16 protein-coding genes are annotated in these 20,555 nt (G+C 68.5%); 8 read left to right on the top strand and 8 right to left on the bottom strand.

Annotation, left to right across the window (positions count from 1 at the left end; all coding sequences use genetic code 11):
- Positions 1–21: 21 nt before the first annotated feature.
- On the bottom strand, positions 22–2,355 hold the full coding sequence (locus tag ABT122_RS04445; protein ID WP_351545178.1) for a DUF6049 family protein: 2,334 nt from the start codon (positions 2,353–2,355) through the stop codon (positions 22–24).
- Positions 2,356–2,580: 225 nt separating this feature from the next.
- On the opposite strand from ABT122_RS04445, the gene ABT122_RS04440 reads away from it, so the two are divergent.
- On the top strand, positions 2,581–4,029 hold the full coding sequence (locus ABT122_RS04440) for a CCA tRNA nucleotidyltransferase (RefSeq protein ID WP_351545135.1): 1,449 nt from the start codon (positions 2,581–2,583) through the stop codon (positions 4,027–4,029).
- 120 nt (positions 4,030–4,149) lie between these two features.
- On the opposite strand, the gene ABT122_RS04435 is transcribed toward ABT122_RS04440, so the two are convergent.
- The 3 genes from ABT122_RS04435 to ABT122_RS04425 all read right to left on the bottom strand — a co-directional run bounded on the left by ABT122_RS04435 (position 4,150) and on the right by ABT122_RS04425 (position 7,354).
- Positions 4,150–5,418, bottom strand: a complete 1,269-nt coding sequence (locus tag ABT122_RS04435; RefSeq protein ID WP_351545132.1) for an MFS transporter — start codon at positions 5,416–5,418, stop codon at positions 4,150–4,152.
- Between the two features lie 86 nt (positions 5,419–5,504).
- Positions 5,505–6,587, bottom strand: a complete 1,083-nt coding sequence (locus ABT122_RS04430) for an inositol-3-phosphate synthase (RefSeq protein WP_351545129.1) — start codon at positions 6,585–6,587, stop codon at positions 5,505–5,507.
- 50 nt (positions 6,588–6,637) lie between these two features.
- Complete coding sequence (locus ABT122_RS04425; RefSeq protein ID WP_351545176.1) at positions 6,638–7,354, bottom strand: PadR family transcriptional regulator; 717 nt, start codon at positions 7,352–7,354, stop codon at positions 6,638–6,640.
- Positions 7,355–7,713: 359 nt separating this feature from the next.
- On the opposite strand from ABT122_RS04425, the gene ABT122_RS04420 reads away from it, so the two are divergent.
- Both ABT122_RS04420 and ABT122_RS04415 read left to right on the top strand, forming a co-directional pair.
- The gene (locus ABT122_RS04420) at positions 7,714–10,527 is read left to right on the top strand and encodes a transglycosylase domain-containing protein (RefSeq protein ID WP_351545127.1); all 2,814 of its coding nucleotides are present in this window, start codon (positions 7,714–7,716) and stop codon (positions 10,525–10,527) included.
- Between the two features lie 148 nt (positions 10,528–10,675).
- A complete protein-coding gene (locus ABT122_RS04415; protein ID WP_351545124.1) occupies positions 10,676–12,190 on the top strand; it encodes a glycosyltransferase family 87 protein in 1,515 nt (504 codons plus the stop codon).
- Positions 12,191–12,212: 22 nt separating this feature from the next.
- Here the strand turns inward: ABT122_RS04415 and ABT122_RS04410 are convergent, their stop codons facing one another.
- From ABT122_RS04410 to ABT122_RS04400, 3 genes are all read right to left on the bottom strand, one after another.
- The gene (locus ABT122_RS04410; RefSeq protein ID WP_351545122.1) at positions 12,213–13,244 is read right to left on the bottom strand and encodes an alanine racemase; all 1,032 of its coding nucleotides are present in this window, start codon (positions 13,242–13,244) and stop codon (positions 12,213–12,215) included.
- A gap of 118 nt (positions 13,245–13,362) precedes the next feature.
- A complete protein-coding gene (locus tag ABT122_RS04405) occupies positions 13,363–14,481 on the bottom strand; it encodes a lipid II:glycine glycyltransferase FemX (protein ID WP_351545120.1) in 1,119 nt (372 codons plus the stop codon).
- A gap of 157 nt (positions 14,482–14,638) precedes the next feature.
- Positions 14,639–14,944: a hypothetical protein gene (locus tag ABT122_RS04400; RefSeq protein WP_351545117.1), complete on the bottom strand. Its 306-nt coding sequence runs from the start codon at positions 14,942–14,944 to the stop codon at positions 14,639–14,641.
- A 269-nt stretch (positions 14,945–15,213) separates the two neighbouring features.
- On the opposite strand from ABT122_RS04400, the gene rpsF reads away from it, so the two are divergent.
- From rpsF to rplI, 4 genes are all read left to right on the top strand, one after another.
- On the top strand, positions 15,214–15,504 hold the full coding sequence (rpsF, locus tag ABT122_RS04395) for a 30S ribosomal protein S6 (protein ID WP_006604399.1): 291 nt from the start codon (positions 15,214–15,216) through the stop codon (positions 15,502–15,504).
- Positions 15,505–15,578: 74 nt separating this feature from the next.
- Positions 15,579–16,181: a single-stranded DNA-binding protein gene (locus ABT122_RS04390; RefSeq protein WP_351545114.1), complete on the top strand. Its 603-nt coding sequence runs from the start codon at positions 15,579–15,581 to the stop codon at positions 16,179–16,181.
- 57 nt (positions 16,182–16,238) lie between these two features.
- A complete protein-coding gene (gene rpsR / locus ABT122_RS04385) occupies positions 16,239–16,475 on the top strand; it encodes a 30S ribosomal protein S18 (protein ID WP_003956534.1) in 237 nt (78 codons plus the stop codon).
- Positions 16,476–16,492: 17 nt separating this feature from the next.
- Positions 16,493–16,939 carry a 50S ribosomal protein L9 gene (gene rplI, locus ABT122_RS04380; RefSeq protein WP_351545111.1) on the top strand — a complete coding sequence of 149 codons (447 nt, stop codon included), beginning with the start codon at positions 16,493–16,495 and terminating at the stop codon, positions 16,937–16,939.
- A 214-nt stretch (positions 16,940–17,153) separates the two neighbouring features.
- On the opposite strand, the gene ABT122_RS04375 is transcribed toward rplI, so the two are convergent.
- Positions 17,154–18,491: an MATE family efflux transporter gene (locus ABT122_RS04375; protein ID WP_351545108.1), complete on the bottom strand. Its 1,338-nt coding sequence runs from the start codon at positions 18,489–18,491 to the stop codon at positions 17,154–17,156.
- A 441-nt stretch (positions 18,492–18,932) separates the two neighbouring features.
- Here ABT122_RS04375 and dnaB point away from each other — a divergent pair, with 441 nt between their 5' ends.
- The gene (gene dnaB, locus ABT122_RS04370) at positions 18,933–20,399 is read left to right on the top strand and encodes a replicative DNA helicase (RefSeq protein WP_351545173.1); all 1,467 of its coding nucleotides are present in this window, start codon (positions 18,933–18,935) and stop codon (positions 20,397–20,399) included.
- The last annotated feature ends 156 nt before the right edge of the window (positions 20,400–20,555 follow it).

The raw sequence follows: 20,555 nt of genomic DNA, 5'->3' as shown, positions 1-20,555 counted from the left end.
GCCGGCCGGCCACGACATCGCTCAACGGTCCACTTTCTCACTCGGGCCCGACGGGTTGCCGCTTTCCGGTCCGGTGTCCGGTGTCGGGTCACTCGCCTGCCCGCGATCCGGGCTCTCGGTGTCCCCATCGGAGCCCTGTGTGACCTGCTCCGGTCCGTCCGCCCGCTCCGCCGCGCCGGCCCGCTTGCGCTGGGTGTACATCCGCACACCGGCCAGGACGAGCAGCAGGACACCGCCCGCGATGACGAGCATCACGGTCGGGGTGATCTCGGAGACCTTCACCGTGAACTGCATCTTCTCGCCGTACGGCTCGCCGTCCACGGTGTAGAGCTGGGCCGTCATCCGCACCTGGCCGTTGACATGCGCCAGCGCGTCGAACTTCACGGACTGGCTGTGGCCGCCCTTGACCTCGATGGGCTGCTCGGCGACGGCGTTGCCGTCCTCCAGGCTGAGGCGGGCCCCGTTGTCCGATCGCAGCTTCAGGACCAGATGGTCGACTTCCTGCATCAGCCGGTTCTGGACGGTGACCGGAATGGTGGCACTCCGGCCCGACAGGGTGATCTGCGACTTCTGGATCAGCTGGACTTCTTGGGTGAGGACCTGGAGGTTCTCCCGCACTCCCGTGCGGTACTGCTGGGCCTCGGCGGCCCTCCCCCGCCAGGACGTGGACATCTCCCGGTCGATGGCCCGGCCGAAGGGTGTCTCCACCCGGTCCATCTGGGTCAGGATGACCGTGAACCGGTCCAGGGCGTTCTGGGTCGTGCGGATGTCCTGGAACGCCCGGACCGGCAGCTCCTGCTTGCGCAGCTGAGTCGGATAGCGCGAGGCCGGCGGCACCTTGGTGGTCGCGCCCGCGTCGGGCTTGAACGCCGAGGCCGCGATGAGATCCATCGACTGGGTCCAGCGCTCCGGCTTCAGGGCCTCCAGGGCTCGGGCCATCGACTGGGCCTGGGAGACCGTCGGGGTCCGCTGGGGGGCGACGACCAGGCTCCGCTGCTCATCGGTGTCCTGGAGCGTCACCGCCAGGGTCTGCGCGAGGAACTTCTGCACCGCGAGCGTCGAGCTGCCGGTGCTCAGCATGTCGCCCTGGAACGCGGTGGAGAGCCGGGCGTCGGAGACCACGGCCGTGGTTCCGCCGCCGATCGGGCGGGCGGCGCTGGCCGTGTAGTTCAGATCATCCCGCAGGCTGTCGCTCCGGGCGATCACCTTGTCGGCGCCGGCCGAGGTGGCGACATCCACGATCGAGGAGTCGATCGCACCCTCCACCGGCCAGGCGAAGTCGGTGGACGGCTTCTCGTGGATGATCGTTTCCACGGTCGACTCGGCGACCTCGGTCGCCTGCTGAAGATGGCTGAGCGATCCGGAGACGTTCTTCCCCCGGTGGGCCAGCGACGCCAGATCGGGGTCGGCGAACGGCAGCGCCACCACCTTGCGGCCCTTGACCGCCGACTGGAGGTTGTTCAGCCACGCCTTGGCGACGTCCTGGTTCTTCCCCTTGACGGTGTCCTCGCCCTGCCGGACCTCGTAGTCCACGGTCATGGCCTCGACCGTGGAGAGCAGATCGGGGTCGATCACCCAGGTGACGGGCAGATCGCGGCCGAGGGAGACCAGCTGCCCGAGCCGGCCCTCCGGCGCCAGCTCCTTGGCCAGGGACTCGTCCTCGAACACCGGGGTCTGCTGCTCGTCGGACCTGGTCTCCGAGCTGAGATGGGTCGACGAGATCAACGGCCAGAGATAGGTCAGCCGGGTCCGCTTCTCCAGGGCCTCCGGCTGCCAGGGCAGGAAGGTCCGCTCGAAGCCCAGGACGTGCTCGTACCGCTCGCTCGGCGTCTGGCCCGACAGGGCCACACCGAGCTGATAGACACCGTCCTCGCCGAGCTCCAGCTCGGAGACCGGAACCGTGAGCGAGAAGTCCTGGCTTATGCCGGAGGCGAGCTTCGGCAGTTTCACGGTGAACTTGTCATCGATGGGCGAGCCGTCGGGCCCGGGGCTGTAGCCGGTCCGCTGAGCGGCCCGGTCGATCCCCGTCCTGCCGATCAGCCGCTCGCCCACCCGCAGACCGATCTCGGCGCCGCTGACGGTCTGCCTGCCCTCATTGACCACCGTGCCGGTGATCGTGAGCGAGTCGCCCTTGACCGGCGCGGCCGGCGCGACGGTGTTGAGCGACACATCCACCGTGCGCGACCCCGAGGCCGCCTGGGGAGCCGTCTGCGGGGCTGCCTGTGCCGCCGGCGCGGCCGGGCCGCCCAGCAGCCCCGCCACGAGCGGCGCGCCGACGATCACGGAGGCTGTGCGGCGCAGCCACCGGCGGGCAGGAGAGGTGGGTGTCTCCTGGAAAACTGCCGCCTCGGCCACGCGCACGTCCGTCCCTCGTCGTCTGATGCCGTTGGTCGCTGTCGCTTATTGCGTCCACGCATGGTAACGAGGTGCGGCGGGCCGAAGTGCCGCGGACCGCCCCGCAAGATCGCCAGGGCCCTCCGGCCTCCTCGTGATCCGGCCGGTTGCACCCGTCCGGAGAGCGCCCGGAGCGGCTGGTAAAGGGGAACGCCGGTGGCCGCGGGCCACGTACCCTCTTCTGTTGTGCCGAACGCCAACGAAGACAGCCCCACCGCACTGAGCCAGGTGCAACGCCGTGCGGTTGCGGAACTACTCCGAGTAGCGCCCGTAGCCGATGATCTCGCACGCCGCTTCCAGCAGGCCGGGTTCAGCCTCGCCCTGGTCGGCGGCTCGGTCCGCGATGCCCTGCTCGGCCGGCTCGGCAACGATCTGGACTTCACGACGGATGCCCGCCCCGAGGATGTTTTGAAGATCATCCGCCCGTGGGCGGACTCGGTGTGGGATGTGGGCATCGCCTTCGGCACGGTCGGAGCGCAGAAGAGCGGCTATCAGATCGAGGTCACCACCTACCGCTCCGAGGCGTACGACAGAACCTCGCGCAAGCCCGAGGTGTCCTACGGCGATTCCATCGAGCAGGACCTCGTCCGCCGCGACTTCACGGTGAACGCGATGGCTGTCGCGCTGCCGGAGAAGGAGTTCATCGACCCGCACCAGGGTCTGGAGGACCTCGCCGCCCGGGTGCTGCGGACACCCGGCACCCCCGAGGAGTCCTTCTCCGACGATCCCCTGCGCATGATGCGGGCCGCCCGTTTCGCTGCCCAGCTCGATTTCGAAGTGGCCCCCGAGGTGGTCGCTGCCATGAAGGACATGGCGGAGCGCATCGAGATCGTCTCCGCCGAGCGGGTGCGCGAGGAGCTGAACAAGCTGATCCTCTCCTCCCACCCCCGCAAGGGGCTCGCCCTGCTGGTCGACTCCGGCCTCGCCGCTCATGTGCTGCCGGAGCTGCCGGAGCTGCGCCTGGAGAGCGATGAACACCACCGGCACAAGGATGTGTACGACCACTCCCTGATCGTCCTGGAGCAGGCCATCGATCTGGAGGAGGACGGTCCCGACCTGGTGCTGCGGCTCGCCGCGCTCCTCCATGACATCGGCAAGCCGAGGACGCGCCGGTTCGAGAAGGACGGCCGGGTCTCCTTCCACCACCACGAGGTGGTGGGGGCGAAGATGACCAAGAAGCGGATGACCGCCCTCAAGTACTCCAATGAGATCGTCAGGGATGTGTCCCGGCTGGTGGAGCTGCATCTGCGGTTCCACGGCTACGGGACCGGGGAGTGGACCGACTCGGCGGTGCGGCGCTATGTCCGCGACGCGGGCCCGCTGCTGAGCAGGCTCCACAAGCTGACCCGCTCGGACTGCACCACCCGCAACAAGCGCAAGGCGACCGCGCTGTCCCGTGCCTATGACGGGCTGGAGGAGCGGATCGAGCAGTTGAAGAGCCAGGAGGAGCTGGACGCCATCCGTCCCGATCTCAATGGCAACCAGATCCAGGAGATTCTGGAGGTGGGGCCCGGCCCGGTGATCGGCAGGGCCTATGCCTTCCTGCTGGAGCTGCGTCTGGAGAACGGCCCCATGGAGCGGGAGGCCGCTGTCGTGGCCCTCAAGGAGTGGTGGGCGGCGCAGAACGCCGAGTGAGCCCCCGGTGTGCGGCTCCGCCATGTTTCACGTGAAACATGGAGCGGTGCCGATGCCCGTGAGGGTGAGGCCTGGAAGAGTGATGGGCGATGTTTCACGTGAAACATCGCCCTTCACTCTTCACCGCGTCACGCTGGTCCGTCGCCACTGCGCCATGGTGACGGCGATCCCCGCGTAGATCAGCGCCACCAGAACGACCAGTGAGGCCGACCGCCCGTCGGTGGGCAGGATCAGTGCCGCCACCCCCGCCGCACCCACGAACGCCACATTGAAGAGGACGTCGTAGAGGGAGAAGATCCGTCCCCGGTAGGCGTCGTCCACCGAGGTCTGGACAACGGTATCGGTGGTGATCTTGGACCCCTGGGTGATGAACCCCAGGATGAAGGCGGCCGCCAGCATCGGTCCGGGAGCGAACAGCAGTCCCAGGGCCGGCTCCAGAACGGCTGCCGCCGCCGCGCAGATCACCAGCCAGCCGTACCGGCCGAACCTTCCGATGGCCCAGGGAGTCGCCACGGCCGCCGCGAAGAACCCGGCTCCCGAGACGCCCAGGGCCAGCCCGAGCATGGCCAGCCCGTCCTGCTCGTTCTCGTACCAGGCGTAGCGGCAGAGCATCAGGACCATCACCGTCAGCGCCCCGTAGTTGAACCGCATCAGCGTCATCGCGACCAGCACCCGGGCGGCGGCCGGCCGCTCGGCGAGATGGCGCAGTCCGCTCACCATGCCGCGCGCGGTGGAGGCGATGGCGGCGGTGATCCGGGGCTGGGCGGGGGCGCTGTCGGGTCCGAGGAGATGGCGTCCCATGCGCAGGGAGGCCAGTGCCGAGCAGAGATAGAGCGAGGCGCCGAGCAGTACGACCGCCGCGTCGGAGTTCTCCGACACCAGCCGGACCACGAAGGCGAGTCCGCCGCCGGCGGTGGCGGCCAGGGTGCCCGCCGTCGGGGAGAGCGAGTTGGCCATCACCAGCCGCTCCTGGTCGACCACCCTCGGCAGCGCGGCCGAGAGTCCCGCCAGCACAAAGCGGTTGACCGCCGTCACACAGAGGGCCGAGGCGTAGAAGAGCCAGTCGGGCACGGAGGCGATGATCAGCAGGGCGGTGCCGCACGCGAGAAGGGCCCGCAGCAGATTCCCGTACAGAAAGACCTGCCGCCGCTGCCACCGGTCCAGCAGTACGCCGGCGAACGGTCCGACCAGGGAGTAGGGCAGCAGCAGCACGGCCATGGCCGAGGCGATGGCGGCGGGCGAGGTCTGTTTCTCCGGGGAGAACACCACATAGGTGGCGAGCGCGACCTGATAGACGCCATCGGCCGACTGGGAGAGCAGCCGGACCGTCAGCAGTCGGCGGAAGTCGGTCAGGCGCAGGAGTATGCGCAGATCACCTACGACGGGCATGTGATCAAGCGTCACACACGAGGAGGGTCCCCGGGCGCGCGACCCGGGGACCCTCAGCGCTGTACGGCCGTACAGAGGGTGAGCGCTTAGCGCTCGACCTCACCCGCGATGAACTTCTCGACCTGGTTGCGCGCCTCGTCGTCGAAGTACTGCACCGGCGGGGACTTCATGAAGTACGAGGACGCGGAGAGGATCGGGCCACCGATACCGCGGTCCTTGGCGATCTTCGCGGCGCGGACCGCGTCGATGATGACACCGGCGGAGTTCGGGGAGTCCCAGACCTCCAGCTTGTACTCCAGGTTCAGCGGGACATCACCGAAGGCGCGGCCCTCAAGGCGGACGTACGCCCACTTGCGGTCGTCCAGCCACGCCACATAGTCGGACGGGCCGATGTGGACGTTCTTCTCGCCCAGCTCGCGGTCGGGGATCTGCGAGGTGACGGCCTGCGTCTTGGAGATCTTCTTCGACTCCAGGCGCTCCCGCTCCAGCATGTTCTTGAAGTCCATGTTGCCGCCGACGTTCAGCTGCATCGTGCGGTCCAGGATGACGCCCCGGTCCTCGAAGAGCTTCGCCATCACACGGTGCGTGATCGTCGCGCCGACCTGCGACTTGATGTCGTCACCGACGATCGGGACGCCCGCCTCGGTGAACTTGTCCGCCCACTCCTTGGTGCCGGCGATGAAGACCGGGAGAGCGTTGACGAACGCGACCTTGGCGTCGATGGCGCACTGCGCGTAGAACTTCGCGGCGGCCTCGGAGCCGACCGGCAGGTAGCAGACCAGAACGTCGACCTGCTGGTCCTTGAGGACCTGGACGATGTCCACCGGGGCCTCGGGGGACTCCTCGATGGTCTCGCGGTAGTACTTGCCGAGACCGTCGAGCGTGTGACCGCGCTGCACGGTGACACCGCTGTTCGGCACATCGCAGATCTTGATGGTGTTGTTCTCGCTGGCGCCGATGGCGTCCGCCAGGTCGAGGCCGACCTTCTTGGCGTCGACGTCGAAGGCCGCCACGAACTCGACGTCCCGGACGTGGTACTCGCCGAACTGGACGTGCATGAGACCCGGCACCTTGCCGTCCGGGTCGGCGTCCTTGTAGTACTCGACGCCCTGCACCAGTGAGGCGGCGCAGTTGCCCACGCCGACGATGGCTACGCGAACCGAACCCATTCGGTTGCTCCCTGTGTGATCTTGGATGAAACCCTGCGGACCGCGGGGATTCAGTTGGCGGTGTCGTCGGACGAATCCGGCGGGGCGGCGCCCCGCGGGGTGTTACCCCCGGCGGAACCGTCACCACTGTGCCGGGGCAGGCCGCCCGACGACCCAGATGTGTTGTCCTGCTGAGCCGAGCCTCCGGTGGCGGGGTTTCGCTGGTCCCGCCCGGCTCGCTCGCTCTCGATGAGCTCGTTCAGCCAGCGCACTTCGCGCTCCACGGACTCCATGCCGTGCCGCTGAAGCTCAAGGGTGTAGTCGTCGAGGCGCTCCCGGGTGCGGGCCAGGGAGGCGCGCATCTTCTCCAGACGCTCCTCCAGCCGGCTGCGCCGGCCTTCCAGCACCCGCATCCTCACCTCGCGCTCCGTCTGTCCGAAGAAGGCGAAGCGAGCCGCGAAGTGCTCGTCCTCCCAACTGTCCGGACCGGTGTGCGAGAGCAGCTCCTCGAAGTGCTCTTTCCCTTCCGCCGTCAACCGGTAGACGATCTTGGCGCGCCGTCCCGCGAGCGAGGCGGCGAGGGCATCTTCGGGAGCGCTTCCCGGCTCCTCGATCAACCGGCCGTTGGCGACCAGCGTCTTGAGGCAGGGGTAGAGAGTCCCGTAGCTGAAGGCCCGGAAGATCCCCAGCGAGGTATTGAGCCGTTTCCGCAGCTCATAGCCGTGCATCGGGGCCTCACGGAGCAGGCCGAGCACAGCGAACTCAAGGATGCCGGAGCGTCTGCTCACCATCGCCCTCCTTCGCCGTCCCAGCCGTCTATGCCGTGCTGATGTATCGACTCGATACATCAGCACGATAGGCCCGTGTTCCTGCTGCGACAAGGGGGGCCATCGTGAACGGCGTCACATCATCAAATCGTTGAGCGCAACTTGCCTGATTTGGGGTGAACTTCGGTCCTAGGGGAGTTTTGACCGTGCGTAGTCTGTGCGGATGCAGTCCGCCGGGAACCATGTGACGTCTGAAGACGTCATCGTCGTGGATGCACAGCGGGCAAGCCTTTCGCCGGGCCGGCCCGAATCCATTTCGGGGGGACCGGAACTCACCTGCCGCTTCCAGGCGTCTCGCCTGCCCGAGGAGTAGTCGTTCGATGAGCGAGCACCGTCGCAAACCGCCACAGCCGCAAGGCGGCGGGCGTGCGGCTGCCAGACGCACCGCCCAGCAGTCTTCCCCCGGCCGGCGCGCCGCACAGCCCAGAGAGACCACGGGTTCCGCCTCCGTGTCGCACAGTGAGGAGCGGCCCTACGGCGGGCGGGCCGAGGCGCGCCGTGCCGCGCAGCGCGGTGGCCGACGGCGCACCGAAGGAGGCGCGGGCGCCGGCCGCGGCGGCCGGGGCGGTGGCCGCCGGGGCGGTGGCGGCGGTGGGCACCACGAGGGCCGGGGGGGACGCCCCGGCAAGAAGCGGCTGATCGACTACCCCCGCCACGACAAGTACGGATGGCGCCGCTGGATGCCGTCGTGGAAGCTGGTGACCGGGCTCTGCCTGGCCTTCCTCGGCAGCCTGATGACCGCCGCGACCATCGCCTACGCCATGGTCGGGGTGCCCGACCCGGCCAAGATCGCCGAGGCGGAGAACAACGTCTACTACTGGGACGACGGCACCCAGATGGCCGCCACCGGTGGTGAGATCAACCGGCAGAACATCGGGCTCGACCAGATCCCGAAGGACATGCAGAACGCCGTGATCTCGGCGGAGAACAAGACCTTCTGGGACGACGAGGGCATCGACCCGATGGGCATCAGCCGTGCCCTGGTGAACATGGCCAAGGGCCAGGACACCCAGGGCGGCTCCACCATCACCCAGCAGTATGTGAAGAACGCGCGCCTCGACGACCAGTCGCAGACCTTGAGCCGCAAGTTCAAGGAGCTGTTCATCTCCATCAAGATCGACAGCAATGTCACCAAGCGCGAGATCATGGCGGGCTACCTGAACACCTCGTACTACGGCCGGGGCGCGTACGGCATACAGGCCGCGTCCCGTACGTACTACGGGAAGGACGCCCAGAAGCTGAACGCCAGCGAGTGCGCCGTCCTCGCCTCGCTGCTGAAGGGCGCGACCTGGTACGACCCTGCGGGAGCGACCGACCTCAACCCCGCCGCGACCAAGGAGAAGAACAGCGCCCGCGCGAAGGACCGCTGGCAGTGGATTCTCCACGAGATGGTCAAGGACAAGCACCTGGACGCCGCCGAACGCGACAAGTTCCTCCAGGACGGCTTCCCGATGCCGGACCCGGTGCGCAAGGGCGCGAAGCTCGGCGGGCAGATCGGCTATCTGGTCGACCTCGCCAAGGCGAACTTCCTCTCCAACAACGAGAGGGGCATAGAGGCCCGCGACCTGGCACAGGGCGGCTACGAGATTCACACGACCTTCAACAAGGAGAAGGTCATGAAGCTCGAAGCGGCGGTCAACAAGGTCCGCAAGGAGAACATCGACCCCAAGAAGCGCCCGAAGAAGGACACCCATGTCCAGTTCGGTGGCGCCTCGGTCGAGCCGGAGACCGGGAAGATCGTCGCGATCTACGGCGGTGAGGACGCCACCAAGCACTTCACCAACAACGCCGACACCACGGGTGCCCAGGTCGGATCGACCTTCAAGCCGTATGTGCTCGCCGCCGCGATGCGCGACGGTGTGCGCGATCCCCGGCTCGGGCCGGAGCAGTCGCTGGAGCAGCGCACGCTGATCAACCCCGACAAGACGATCTACAACGGCAAGAACAAGCTCAGGATCAAGAAGTACAACGGCGAGGTCTGGCGGAACGAGAAGGGCGAGGAGCTCTTCCAGGTCAATGACGGCGATGAGGACTACATCGACATCAACCTGCGGGAAGCCATGATCGTCTCCGCCAACTCGCCCTTCGTGCAGCTGGGCATGGACATCGGCATCCCGCAGGTGCGGCAGGCCGCCGAGGACGCGGGGCTGCTCCCGGAGTCGCTCGACAAGGCCAACGTCCCCTCGTTCTCGATCGGCATCTCCAGCCCGAGCGCCATCCGGATGGCCAGCTCGTACGGCACCTTCGCCGCCGACGGCGAGCGGCGGGACCCGTACAGCGTCGACCACGTCAAGAAGCGCGGCGCGACCATCTACCAGCACGAGGACGAGCCCGTCGGGGCCTTCACCGAGAACATCGCCCGCAATGTGACCGATGTCCTCAGGGATGTCGTCGAGGACGAGGACGGCACCGGCAACAACGCCCGTCTCCCGGGCCGCCAGGTCGCCGGCAAGACCGGTACGACCGATGGCAACAAGTCCGCCTGGTTCGTCGGCTACACCCCGCAGCTGTCGACCGCGATCGACATGTACCGCCTCGACGACAACGAGAAGAACGCCAACCGCGGCTTCCTGGAGATGTTCGGCACGGGCGGCAGGGACAAGATCCACGGTTCGTCGTTCCCGTCGGAGATCTGGCAGCGGTACATGTCGGACGCGCTCAAGGGCGAGCCCGTGAAGAAGTTCCCGAAGCCGCAGCCGATCGGTGAGGGCTTCTGGGGCGGCGGCGCCACCAGCCCGTCCCCGACCCCGTCGCAGACGCCGTCCCAGACCCCGTCGCAGACGCCGTCCCAGACCCCGTCGCAGACCCCCTCCCAGACCCCGTCCAAGACGCCGTCGCAGACCCCGTCCGAGTCGTGCAACCCGTGGGAGGACTGGGCCTGCGGTGATCCGGGCGGTGCCAATGGCGGCCAGCCGGGAGGCTCGGGCAACGGAGGCAACGACAACAGCGGAACGTCCGGGGAGCCCGGGGAACCCGGCAATCCGGGCGAGCCGGGAGAGCCGGGCGACCCCGGGGGGAACGGCGAGCCGGGAGAGCCGGGCGACCCCGGAGGGAACGGGGAGCCCGGGGAACCCGGCAATCCGGGCGAGCCGGGAGAGTCGGGAGACAACATCTTCGGAGGCCCCTGGGGGTAGGACCCCCGAGCCGCTCACCCCACCCGGTTTCCGCCGGTGACGAGGGCCGCCGCACCCGACGCCCACCGACCGTGCCCCGTGCACGGCCCGTGGACCCGGGGCGGCGGCCCTCGCCGCACCCCCGGCCCCGTACGGCAGGATGAGCACCATGCCCAGCGCAGAAGAGACGAGCGTGTACCAGGACCGGCCGGACGTACGGCCCACGCGGCGGGACTCCGTCGCCGCCTCCGGCAGCGAGCTGATCGGCGGCCCGGCCGGCCGCTACGCCCTGCGCTCCCCGGCCGGCTACCTCAACCCCGTTCGGGTCGTGGCCCTGGTGGCCATCGGCATGTACGCGCTGGGCATGGTGCAGAAGATGCCCTGCTACAACTGGGCCTGGTTCCGCGGGGTGAACTCGCAGTACACGCACGCCTGCTACTCCGACATCCCGCACCTCTATGTGGGGCGCGGCTTCTCGGAGGGGCTGCTCCCGTACTTCGACCGGCTCCCCGGGGACATGGCGTACCTGGAGTACCCCGTGCTGACGGGGCTGTTCATGCAGGTCGCCTCCTGGCTCGATCTCGCCGGCGGCTCCGTGCAGAACCAGCAGCAGGTGTACTGGCTGATCAACGCGGCCATGCTGATGGTCTGCACCGCGGTCCTCGCCGTCTGTGTCGCCCGCACCCACCGCCGCCGCCCCTGGGACGCGCTCCTGGTGGCGCTGGCGCCCGCGCTCGCCCTCACCGCCACCATCAACTGGGACCTGCTGGCCGTGGCGCTCACCGCCGCCGCCATGCTGATGTGGTCCCGGGGCAGGGCCCTGGCCTTCGGTGTCCTCATCGGCCTGGCCACCGCCGCCAAGCTCTATCCGGCGCTCCTCCTCGCCCCGCTCTTCCTGCTGTGCTGGCGAGCCGGCCGGTGGCGCGAGTTCGCCACGGCCACCTTCGGCGCTGCGGGCGTCTGGCTGCTGGTGAATCTGCCGGTGATGCTGCTGGCCCCCGAGGGGTGGAAGAAGTTCTACACCTTCAGCCAGGAACGACAGGTCGACTTCGGCTCACTGTGGCTGATCATCAAGCAGCGCACGGACATGGTGATCGAGCCGGAGACGGCGAACAACTACGCGATGCTGCTGATGGTGCTGATCTTCGCGGGCATGGGCGTGCTCACCGTGTACGCCCCCCGCAGGCCGCGGTTCGCCCAGCTCGCCTTCCTGATCGTCGCCGCGTTCATCCTCACCAACAAGGTCTACTCGCCGCAGTACGTCCTGTGGCTGATCCCGCTCGCCGCGCTGGCCAGGCCACGCTGGCGGGACTTCCTGATCTGGCAGGTCTGCGAGGTCATGTACTTCCTGGGGATCTGGCTGTACCTCGCCTACACCACGGGCGAGAAGCACCAGGGGCTCCCCGCCGAGGGCTACCACGTGGCGGTCGCCCTGCATCTGCTGGGAACGCTGTATCTGTGCGCCGTGGTGGTCCGCGACATTCTCCTGCCGGAGCACGACGGCGTACGGCAGGACGGCTCGGACGACCCGTCGGGCGGGGTGCTCGACGGGGCCGAGGACGTCTTCGTACGAGGGCGGGCCGCCGCTCACCGGGAGCAGCCGCCCGAGGGCCCGAGGACCCAGTGGGGCACCGTGCCCCGGGAGACCGCCGGGGGCCCGCCGACGGGCCCCACCGAGCGGTAGGGCCCCGGGGCCGGCCGTCGTCCTAGCGGTCGACCAGCCGGTCGAACTGGGTCGTGGTGTGGCGCAGATGCGCCACCAGCTCGTCGCCGACCCTCGGCTCCTGGGCGTCCGAGGGGACGAAGAGGATCGACACCTGCATGTGCGGGGGCTCGGCGAACCAGCGCTGCTTGCCCGCCCACACGAACGGCGAGAGATTCCGGTTGACCGTCGCCAGACCGGCGCGGGCGACCCCCTTGGCCCGCGGCATCACCCCGTGCAGCGCCTTCGGCGCCTCCAGGCCCACCCCGTGCGAGGTGCCGCCGGCGACGACGACCAGCCAGCCGTCGGACGCGGCCTTCTGCTGGCGGTAGCCGAACCGGTCCCCCTTGGAGACCTGGGTGACATCGAGCACCGCGCCGCGGTACTCGGTCGAGTCGTGGTCGCCGAGCCACAGCCGGGTGCCGATACGGGCCCGGAAGCGGGTCTGCGGGAACTGCTGCTGGAGCCTCGCCTGCTCCTCGGCGCGCAGATGGCTGACGAACATGGTGTGGAGCGGCAGCCGGGCGTTCCGCAGCCGGTCCATCCAGCCGATGACCTCCTCGACCGCGTCGGACCCGTCCGTGCGGTCCAGCGGCAGATGGATGGCGAAGCCCTCCAGCCGCACATCGTCGATGGCGCCCGTCAGCTGGTGCAGATCCTGCTCTGAGACGCCGTGGCGCTTCATCGAGCTCATGCACTCGATGACAACCCGGGCGCCGACCAGGGCGTGCACCCCGTCGACCGAGGAGACCGAGCGCACCACGCGATCGGGCAGCGGAACCGGCTCCTCGCCCCGGCGGAACGGGGTGAGGACGAGCAGATCGCCGCTGAACCAGTCCTTGATCCGGGCCGCCTCGTAGGTGGTGCCCACGGCCAGCATGTCGGAGCCGAAGCGGGACGCCTCCTCGGAGAGCCGCTCGTGGCCGAAGCCGTAGCCGTTCCCCTTGCAGACCGGCACCAGGCCGGGGAACTGGTCGATCACGGATTTCTGGTGCGCCCGCCAGCGCGTGGTGTCGACGTACAGGGAGAGCGCCATGGGCCGGCCCGGAACCTTTCTGGTGGCTGCGGTGGTGTCGGAGGTGTACGGAATCTACGAGGTTACGGCGTGGGCGCGGGCGGCGTCAGCAGCGGAGCAGCCGCCCCGGCCCGTCGCGTCAGCGGCGCGACATATACATGTCGAGCGCCTTGTGCAGAAGCTTGTTGAGCGGGAAGTCCCACTCGCCGACGTACTCGACGGCCTCGCCGCCCGTTCCGACCTTGAACTGGATGAGACCGAAGAGGTGGTCCGTCTCGTCGAGGGAGTCGCTGATGCCGCGCAGGTCGTAGACGGTGGCGCCCATGGCGTACGCGTCCCGCAGCATCCGCCACTGCATCGCGTTCGACGGCCGGACCTCGCGCCCGATGTTGTCGGAGGCGCCGTACGAGTACCAGACGTGCCCTCCGACGACCAGCATCGTCGCGGCGGAGAGGTTCACCCCGTTGTGGCGCGCGAAGTACAGCCGCATCCGGTTGGGGTCCTCGGTGTTCAGGACCGACCACATCCGCTGGAAGTACGACAGCGGGCGCGGCCGGAAGCGGTCGCGCACCGCGGTGATCTCGTACAGCCGCTGCCACTCCTCCAGGTCGTGGTAGCCGCCCTGCACGACCTCGACACCGGCCTTCTCGGCCTTCTTGATGTTGCGCCGCCAGAGCTGGTTGAAGCCCTTGAGGACATCGTCGAGCGAGCGGTTGGCCAGTGGCACCTGGTAGACGTACCGGGGCTGCACGTCGCCGAAGCCGGCGCCGCCGTCCTCGGCCTGCTGCCAGCCCATCTTCCGGAGCCGGTCGGCCACTTCGAAGGCGCGGGGCTCGATGTGCGTCGCCTCGACGTCCTTCAGGCGCTTCACATCCGGGTCCTGGATGCCCGACTTGATCGCGGGGGCGTCCCAGCGCCGGATGACCACCGGCGGACCCATCTTCACGGAGAAGGCGCCCTGCTGCTTGAGATGGGCGAGCATCGGCTGGAGCCAGTCGTCCAGGTTGGGCGCGTACCAGTTGATGACCGGGCCCTCGGGCAGATAGGCGAGATACCGCTTGATCTTGGGCAACTGGCGGTAGAGCACCAGGCCGACTCCGACGAGCCGGCCCGTCTTGTCGAACCAGCCCAGATTCTCCGAGCGCCATTCCGTCTTCACATCAGCCCACGCCGGGACCTGGCAGTGACTGGCCGATGGCAGGGACTGGATGTACGCCAGATGCTGCTCTCGGCTGATGGTCCTCAGGGTCAGGCTCATGCGGGGCGCTCCTCGGCAGGTGTGTCCCCATGGGTCAGGGGCTCCGGCTCTCGCGCCGAAGCCTACTGGGCTCGGGATCACCCCAAATGGCCGCAGGGTCCACAGCGGCCGCGCGGGTGTGCGCCGCCGCCGAGGACCCGGGACTCCGGAGGGCCGGTCAGAAGACCCCGCCGAAGAGACCGCCGTGGGCCATCCCGAGGAAGAACCCGAAAGCGGAGGCACCGAGGCCGATGATCAGCGCGGTGCGCTCGCGGGTCGTCACCGAGATGAACTGGCCGTAGCCGCCCGTGAGGATTCCCACCAGCCCGGCCCAGGAGCTGAGCAGGTGGAGGTGGTGGAACAACGACGTGATGAAGGCGAGAACGCCCAGCACCAGCGTCACCGCGACCAGAGTGTCCTGGAGGGGGTGGGGCTTGCCGTCCGTGGCGAAGAGGGAGGTCTGACGTCGCACTGCCTGTGCCATGTGGCACCTCCTGGCGTTGCCGGCGCGCCGCGCACCGTAGCGCTGCGCACACCCGATGTGTACAGATTGCGGCCCCCTCCCTCTGGATTTCAACCGGAAGCACCTCTCCGGGTACTCTGTACGGTCTGCACTGGTGTCTGTCCTGGCCACAGGCCGATCTTCCGCCGCTGTCAGTGGCGGCTGGTTGAATCAGACACCTTTGCTACGCATCACGACCCTCCTGCCACGGAACGACCGTGGCCGCTGAGTCCAAAGGAGGTGGGTTCCACATGCGTCACTACGAGGTGATGGTCATCCTCGACCCCGATCTGGAGGAGCGCGCTGTCTCTCCCCTGATCGAGAACTTCCTCTCCGTCGTCCGTGAGGGCAACGGAAAGGTGGAGAAGGTCGACACCTGGGGCCGTCGTCGTCTCTCTTACGAGATCAAGAAGAAGCCCGAGGGCATCTACTCGGTCATCGACCTTCAGGCCGAGCCTGCGGTCGTCAAGGAGCTCGACCGCCAGATGAACCTGAACGAGTCGGTCCTCCGGACCAAGGTCCTCCGTCCCGAGACCCACTGAGCGTCTAGCTCAGCGGATATCGGGTTCGAGTAGCAGCAAGCAGCCAGAAGCAATCCCCGCCGAGAGGTTCCCCCATGGCAGGCGAGACCGTCATCACGGTCGTCGGCAATCTTGTCGACGACCCCGAGCTGCGCTTCACCCCGTCCGGTGCGGCGGTCGCGAAGTTCCGCGTCGCGTCCACTCCCCGCACCTTCGACCGTCAGACCAATGAGTGGAAGGACGGCGAAAGCCTCTTCCTGACCTGCTCGGTCTGGCGTCAGGCGGCGGAGAACGTCGCCGAGTCGCTCCAGCGCGGCATGCGCGTCGTTGTGCAGGGCCGGCTCAAGCAGCGGTCCTACGACGACCGCGAGGGCGTCAAGCGCACGGTCTACGAGCTGGACGTCGAGGAAGTCGGCCCCAGTCTCAAGAACGCCACGGCCAAGGTCACCAAGACCACCGGCCGCGGCGGTCAGGGTGGGTACGGCGGCGGCGGTCAGCAGCAGGGCGGCGGAAACAGCTGGGGCGGCGGCCCCGGTGGCGGCCAGCAGAGCGGCGGCGGTGCACCCGCCGACGACCCGTGGGCCACCAGCGCGCCGTCCGGCGGTCAGCAGCAGGGCGGCGGAGGCAGCTGGGGCGGAAGCTCCGGCGGCGCCTCCAGCGGTTCCGGCGGCGGCTACTCGGACGAGCCCCCCTTCTAAGGGATCACTCCCAGGGGCGCTCGTACCCCCACTTCTTGATCACACAGGAGAAACACCATGGCGAAGCCGCCTGTGCGCAAGCCAAAGAAAAAGGTCTGCGCGTTCTGCAAGGACAAGACCGTGTACGTGGACTACAAGGACACGAACATGCTGCGGAAGTTCATTTCCGACCGCGGCAAGATCCGTGCCCGCCGCGTCACCGGCAACTGCACGCAGCACCAGCGTGACGTCGCCACGGCAGTCAAGAACAGCCGTGAGATGGCGCTGCTGCCCTACACGTCCACCGCGCGCTAAGGGAGGGTGACCGAATCATGAAGATCATCCTCACTCACGAGGTCTCCGGCCTCGGTGCGGCCGGCGACGTCGTCGACGTCAAGGACGGCTACGCTCGCAACTACCTGGTCCCGCGTGGTTTCGCGATCCGCTGGACCAAGGGTGGCGAGAAGGACGTGGCGCAGATCCGCCGCGCCCGCAAGATCCACGAGATTGCGACCATCGAGCAGGCCAACGAGGTCAAGGCCAAGCTCGAGGCCGTGAAGGTGCGTCTGGCTGTTCGCTCCGGCGACGCCGGCCGTCTCTTCGGCTCCGTCACCCCGGCTGACATCGCCACGGCGATCAAGTCCGCCGGTGGCCCGGAGGTCGACAAGCGTCGTGTCGAGCTCGGTTCGCCGATCAAGACCCTGGGCTCGCACCAGGTGTCCGTGCGTCTGCACCCCGAGGTCGCCGCGAAGCTCGGCGTCGAGGTCATCGCCGCCTGAGTGCCGCGTATGACTGAGCTGTAGAAGGGGCCGCACCCATCGGGTGCGGCCCCTTCGTCTTTCGGAATCTCCGGAGCACGGCTTCGGGAGCCGCGTGTGTTTCACGTGAAACAGTGCGCTCGCGTCGGGCGGTACTGGGCGGCCGGATGGCCAGGTGCTGGGTGCCGTGCCGTGCTGTGCCGTGGCGTGCGGTGGCGTGCGGTGCGGCGCCCGCTCAGCGCGTGGCGCCGGTGACGATCCAGCGGCCGGACCGGGTCCGCAGCCACAGGGTCGCCATCCGGACGGTCATCATCAGGGTCATGGCCCACCAGACCTCCGTCAGTCCGCCACCGAGGACCGGGATGAGCAGCGCCACGGGTGCGAAGACCGCCAGGGTCACCAGCATCGCCCGGGCGAGATAGGGGCCGTCTCCGGCGCCCATCAGAACACCGTCGAGGATGAAGACCACCCCGGCGACGGGCTGGCAGACGGCGATCACCAGCAGCGCGGGGAGCAGACTGTCGTGGACGGCCGGGTCGCTGGTGAACAGGGGCACGAAGAGCGGCCGGGCGACGACCAGGAGCAGCCCCAGCGCCACTCCGGAGGCGATACCCCACTGGACCATCCGGCGGCAGACCTGACGGGCGCCGTCGGCGTCGCCGGCTCCCAGATAGCGGCCGATGATGGCCTGTCCGGCGATGGCGATGGCGTCGAGGGCGAAGGCCATCAGGCTCCACAGGGAGAGAACGATCTGATGGGCGGCGACCTCGGCGTCCCCCAGCCGGGCCGCGACTCCGGTGGCGATCATCAGGACGGCGCGCAGGGAGAGGGTGCGGACCAGCAGCGGGACACCGGCCTGGGCGCTGGCCCGTATGCCCGCGACGTCGGGGCGGAGCGAGGCGTGGTGCCGGCGGGCCCCGCGTACGACGACAATGAGATAGGCGGCGGCCATGCCGCACTGGGCGATCACCGTGCCCCAGGCGGAACCCGCGATGCCGAGGCCGGCGCCGTAGACCAGCCCCGCGTTGAGGACCGCGTTGGCGGTGAAGCCGCCGATGGCGACATAGAGCGGTGTCCGGGTGTCCTGGAGGCCGCGCAGAACGCCGGTCGCGGCGAGGACGATCAGCATCGCGGGGATGCCGAGGATCGAGATCCGCAGATAGGTGATGGCGTAGGGGGTGGCGGTGTCGGAGGCTCCGAAGAGATCGACGAGCCAGGGTGCCGATGGAAGGGTGACGGCGACGACGGCCACGCCCAGGATGATCGCCAGCCAGATGCCGTCCATGCCCTGGCGGATGGCGGCGGGGAGGTCTCCGGCGCCGACGCGCCGGGCGACGGCGGCGGTGGTGGCGTAGGCGAGGAAGACAAAGACACTGACCCCGGTCATCAGCAGGGCCGCGGCGATGGCGAGCCCGGCGAGTTGGGGCGTGCCGAGGTGCCCGACGATGGCGCTGTCGACCATCAGGAACAGCGGCTCGGCGACAAGGGCCGCGAAGGCGGGGACGGCGAGTGCGATGATCTCTCGGTCATGGCGTCGCCGTAGAGCCTTGGGGAGCGCGGGGGCCTGTGTCATGCGCTCAATGTAATCTTCCACAGGTAAGAGATGCAATTGACTACTGACGCTTACATTCAGTCGCGGTGGCGGCTGGGGTGTGCGCCGTTTGTTCTGATCTTGGCCCGGTCGGGAAAGTTTTTCTCCCCCACAGCCAGTGGATGGAAAACATGCAGGTCAGAGATGGTCTCCTGAGCGCGACATGATTTTGTCCACAGTGCTGTCCCCCGGTCCGTGCACAGGTTCTGCCAGGTTCTCCACAGCATTGGGTCACTCGTCCACATGGCCTGTGGATAACCAGATTGGCTGACGGTGCCCGGGGGCCTACCGTGGACCGTCGCCCGACGCGCCGGAAGCGGAGTTGGGCCACTCGTTTTGTCAGTGCCGTGCCGTAGAAAGAGGGGCACGGCTAGGTCCGCTGAGCGGACGGAGGAGGTGGCCCGGTTGAGCATTTCCGAGCCCTTGGACGACCCGTGGGCGGCCGACGGCGGCCCCAGTGATCGTCTGCCCGTCTCCCGCCAGCGCCGCAACGACCAGCGCGGTGGCCGTGACGACCAGCACGAGCGCGGCAGCGACAGCGGCGGCTGGGACGGGGGCTCCCCCGGCTTCGAGCGGGTTCCGCCCCAGGACCTGGACGCCGAGCAGTCCGTTCTGGGCGGCATGCTCCTCTCCAAGGACGCCATCGCCGATGTCGTGGAGATCATCAAGGGCCATGACTTCTACCGGCCCGCCCACGAGACGGTCTACACGGCCATCCTCGACCTCTACGCCAAGGGCGAGCCGGCCGACCCGATCACCGTCGCCGCCGAACTGGTCAAGCGCGGTGAGATCACCCGGGTCGGTGGAGCGCCCTATCTCCACACCCTGGTCCAGTCCGTGCCGACCGCGGCCAACGCCTCGTACTACGCGGAGATCGTCCACGAGCGGGCGGTGCTCCGGCGGCTGGTGGAGGCCGGCACCAAGATCACGCAGATGGGATACGCGGCGGACGGCGATGTCGACGAGATCGTCAACTCCGCCCAGGCCGAGATCTACGCCGTCACCGAGCAGCGCACCAGCGAGGACTATCTGCCGCTCGGCGAGATCATGGAGGGCGCGCTCGACGAGATCGAGGCGATCGGCTCCCGCAGCGGAGAGATGACCGGGGTGCCCACCGGCTTCACGGACTTCGACTCCCTGACGAACGGTCTCCACCCGGGCCAGATGATCGTTATCGCGGCCCGCCCCGCGATGGGAAAGTCCACCCTCGCGCTGGACTTCGCCCGCGCCTGCTCCATCAAGAACAACCTCCCCAGCGTGATCTTCTCCCTCGAAATGGGGCGCAACGAGATCGCGATGCGTCTGCTGTCCGCCGAGGCCCGGGTGGCGCTGCACCATATGCGCTCCGGCACGATGACCGACGAGGACTGGACCCGGCTCGCCCGGCGGATGCCGGATGTCTCCCAGGCGCCGCTCTACATCGACGACTCCCCGAATCTGTCGATGATGGAGATCCGCGCGAAGTGCCGGCGGCTGAAGCAGCGCAACAACCTGAAGCTGGTCGTCATCGACTATCTCCAGCTGATGCAGTCCGGCGGCTCCAAGCGCGCCGAGAGCCGCCAGCAGGAGGTTTCCGACATGTCGCGAAACCTCAAGCTGCTGGCGAAGGAGCTGGAGCTGCCGGTGATCGCGCTCTCCCAGCTGAACCGTGGTCCCGAGCAGCGCACCGACAAGAAGCCGATGGTCTCCGACCTCCGCGAGTCCGGCTCCATCGAGCAGGACGCCGACATGGTGATCCTGCTCCACCGCGAGGACGCGTACGAGAAGGAGTCCCCGCGCGCCGGCGAGGCGGACCTGATCGTCGCCAAGCACCGTAACGGCCCCACGGCCACCATCACCGTGGCGTTCCAGGGGCACTACTCCCGCTTTGTGGACATGGCACAGACGTGATCCTGTCCTCCGGACCGGCCGCGGGTGCCGGTGTCCGGCCGCCGGGTCCGGCGCTGCCGGTGGGAGGTCCCCGGTGCCGGGGCGCGGTTCGCCGCCGCGGGGTCCCATCGGTCTCCCGCCCATAGGCCCATAGGGAGTATGTCCGGTGCTGTGGCG

It is taken from the genome of Streptomyces sp. NPDC001985 (genome assembly GCF_040296845.1).
Lineage (GTDB): Bacteria > Actinomycetota > Actinomycetes > Streptomycetales > Streptomycetaceae > Streptomyces.
This window is presented reverse-complemented; position numbering and strand designations above follow the sequence as displayed.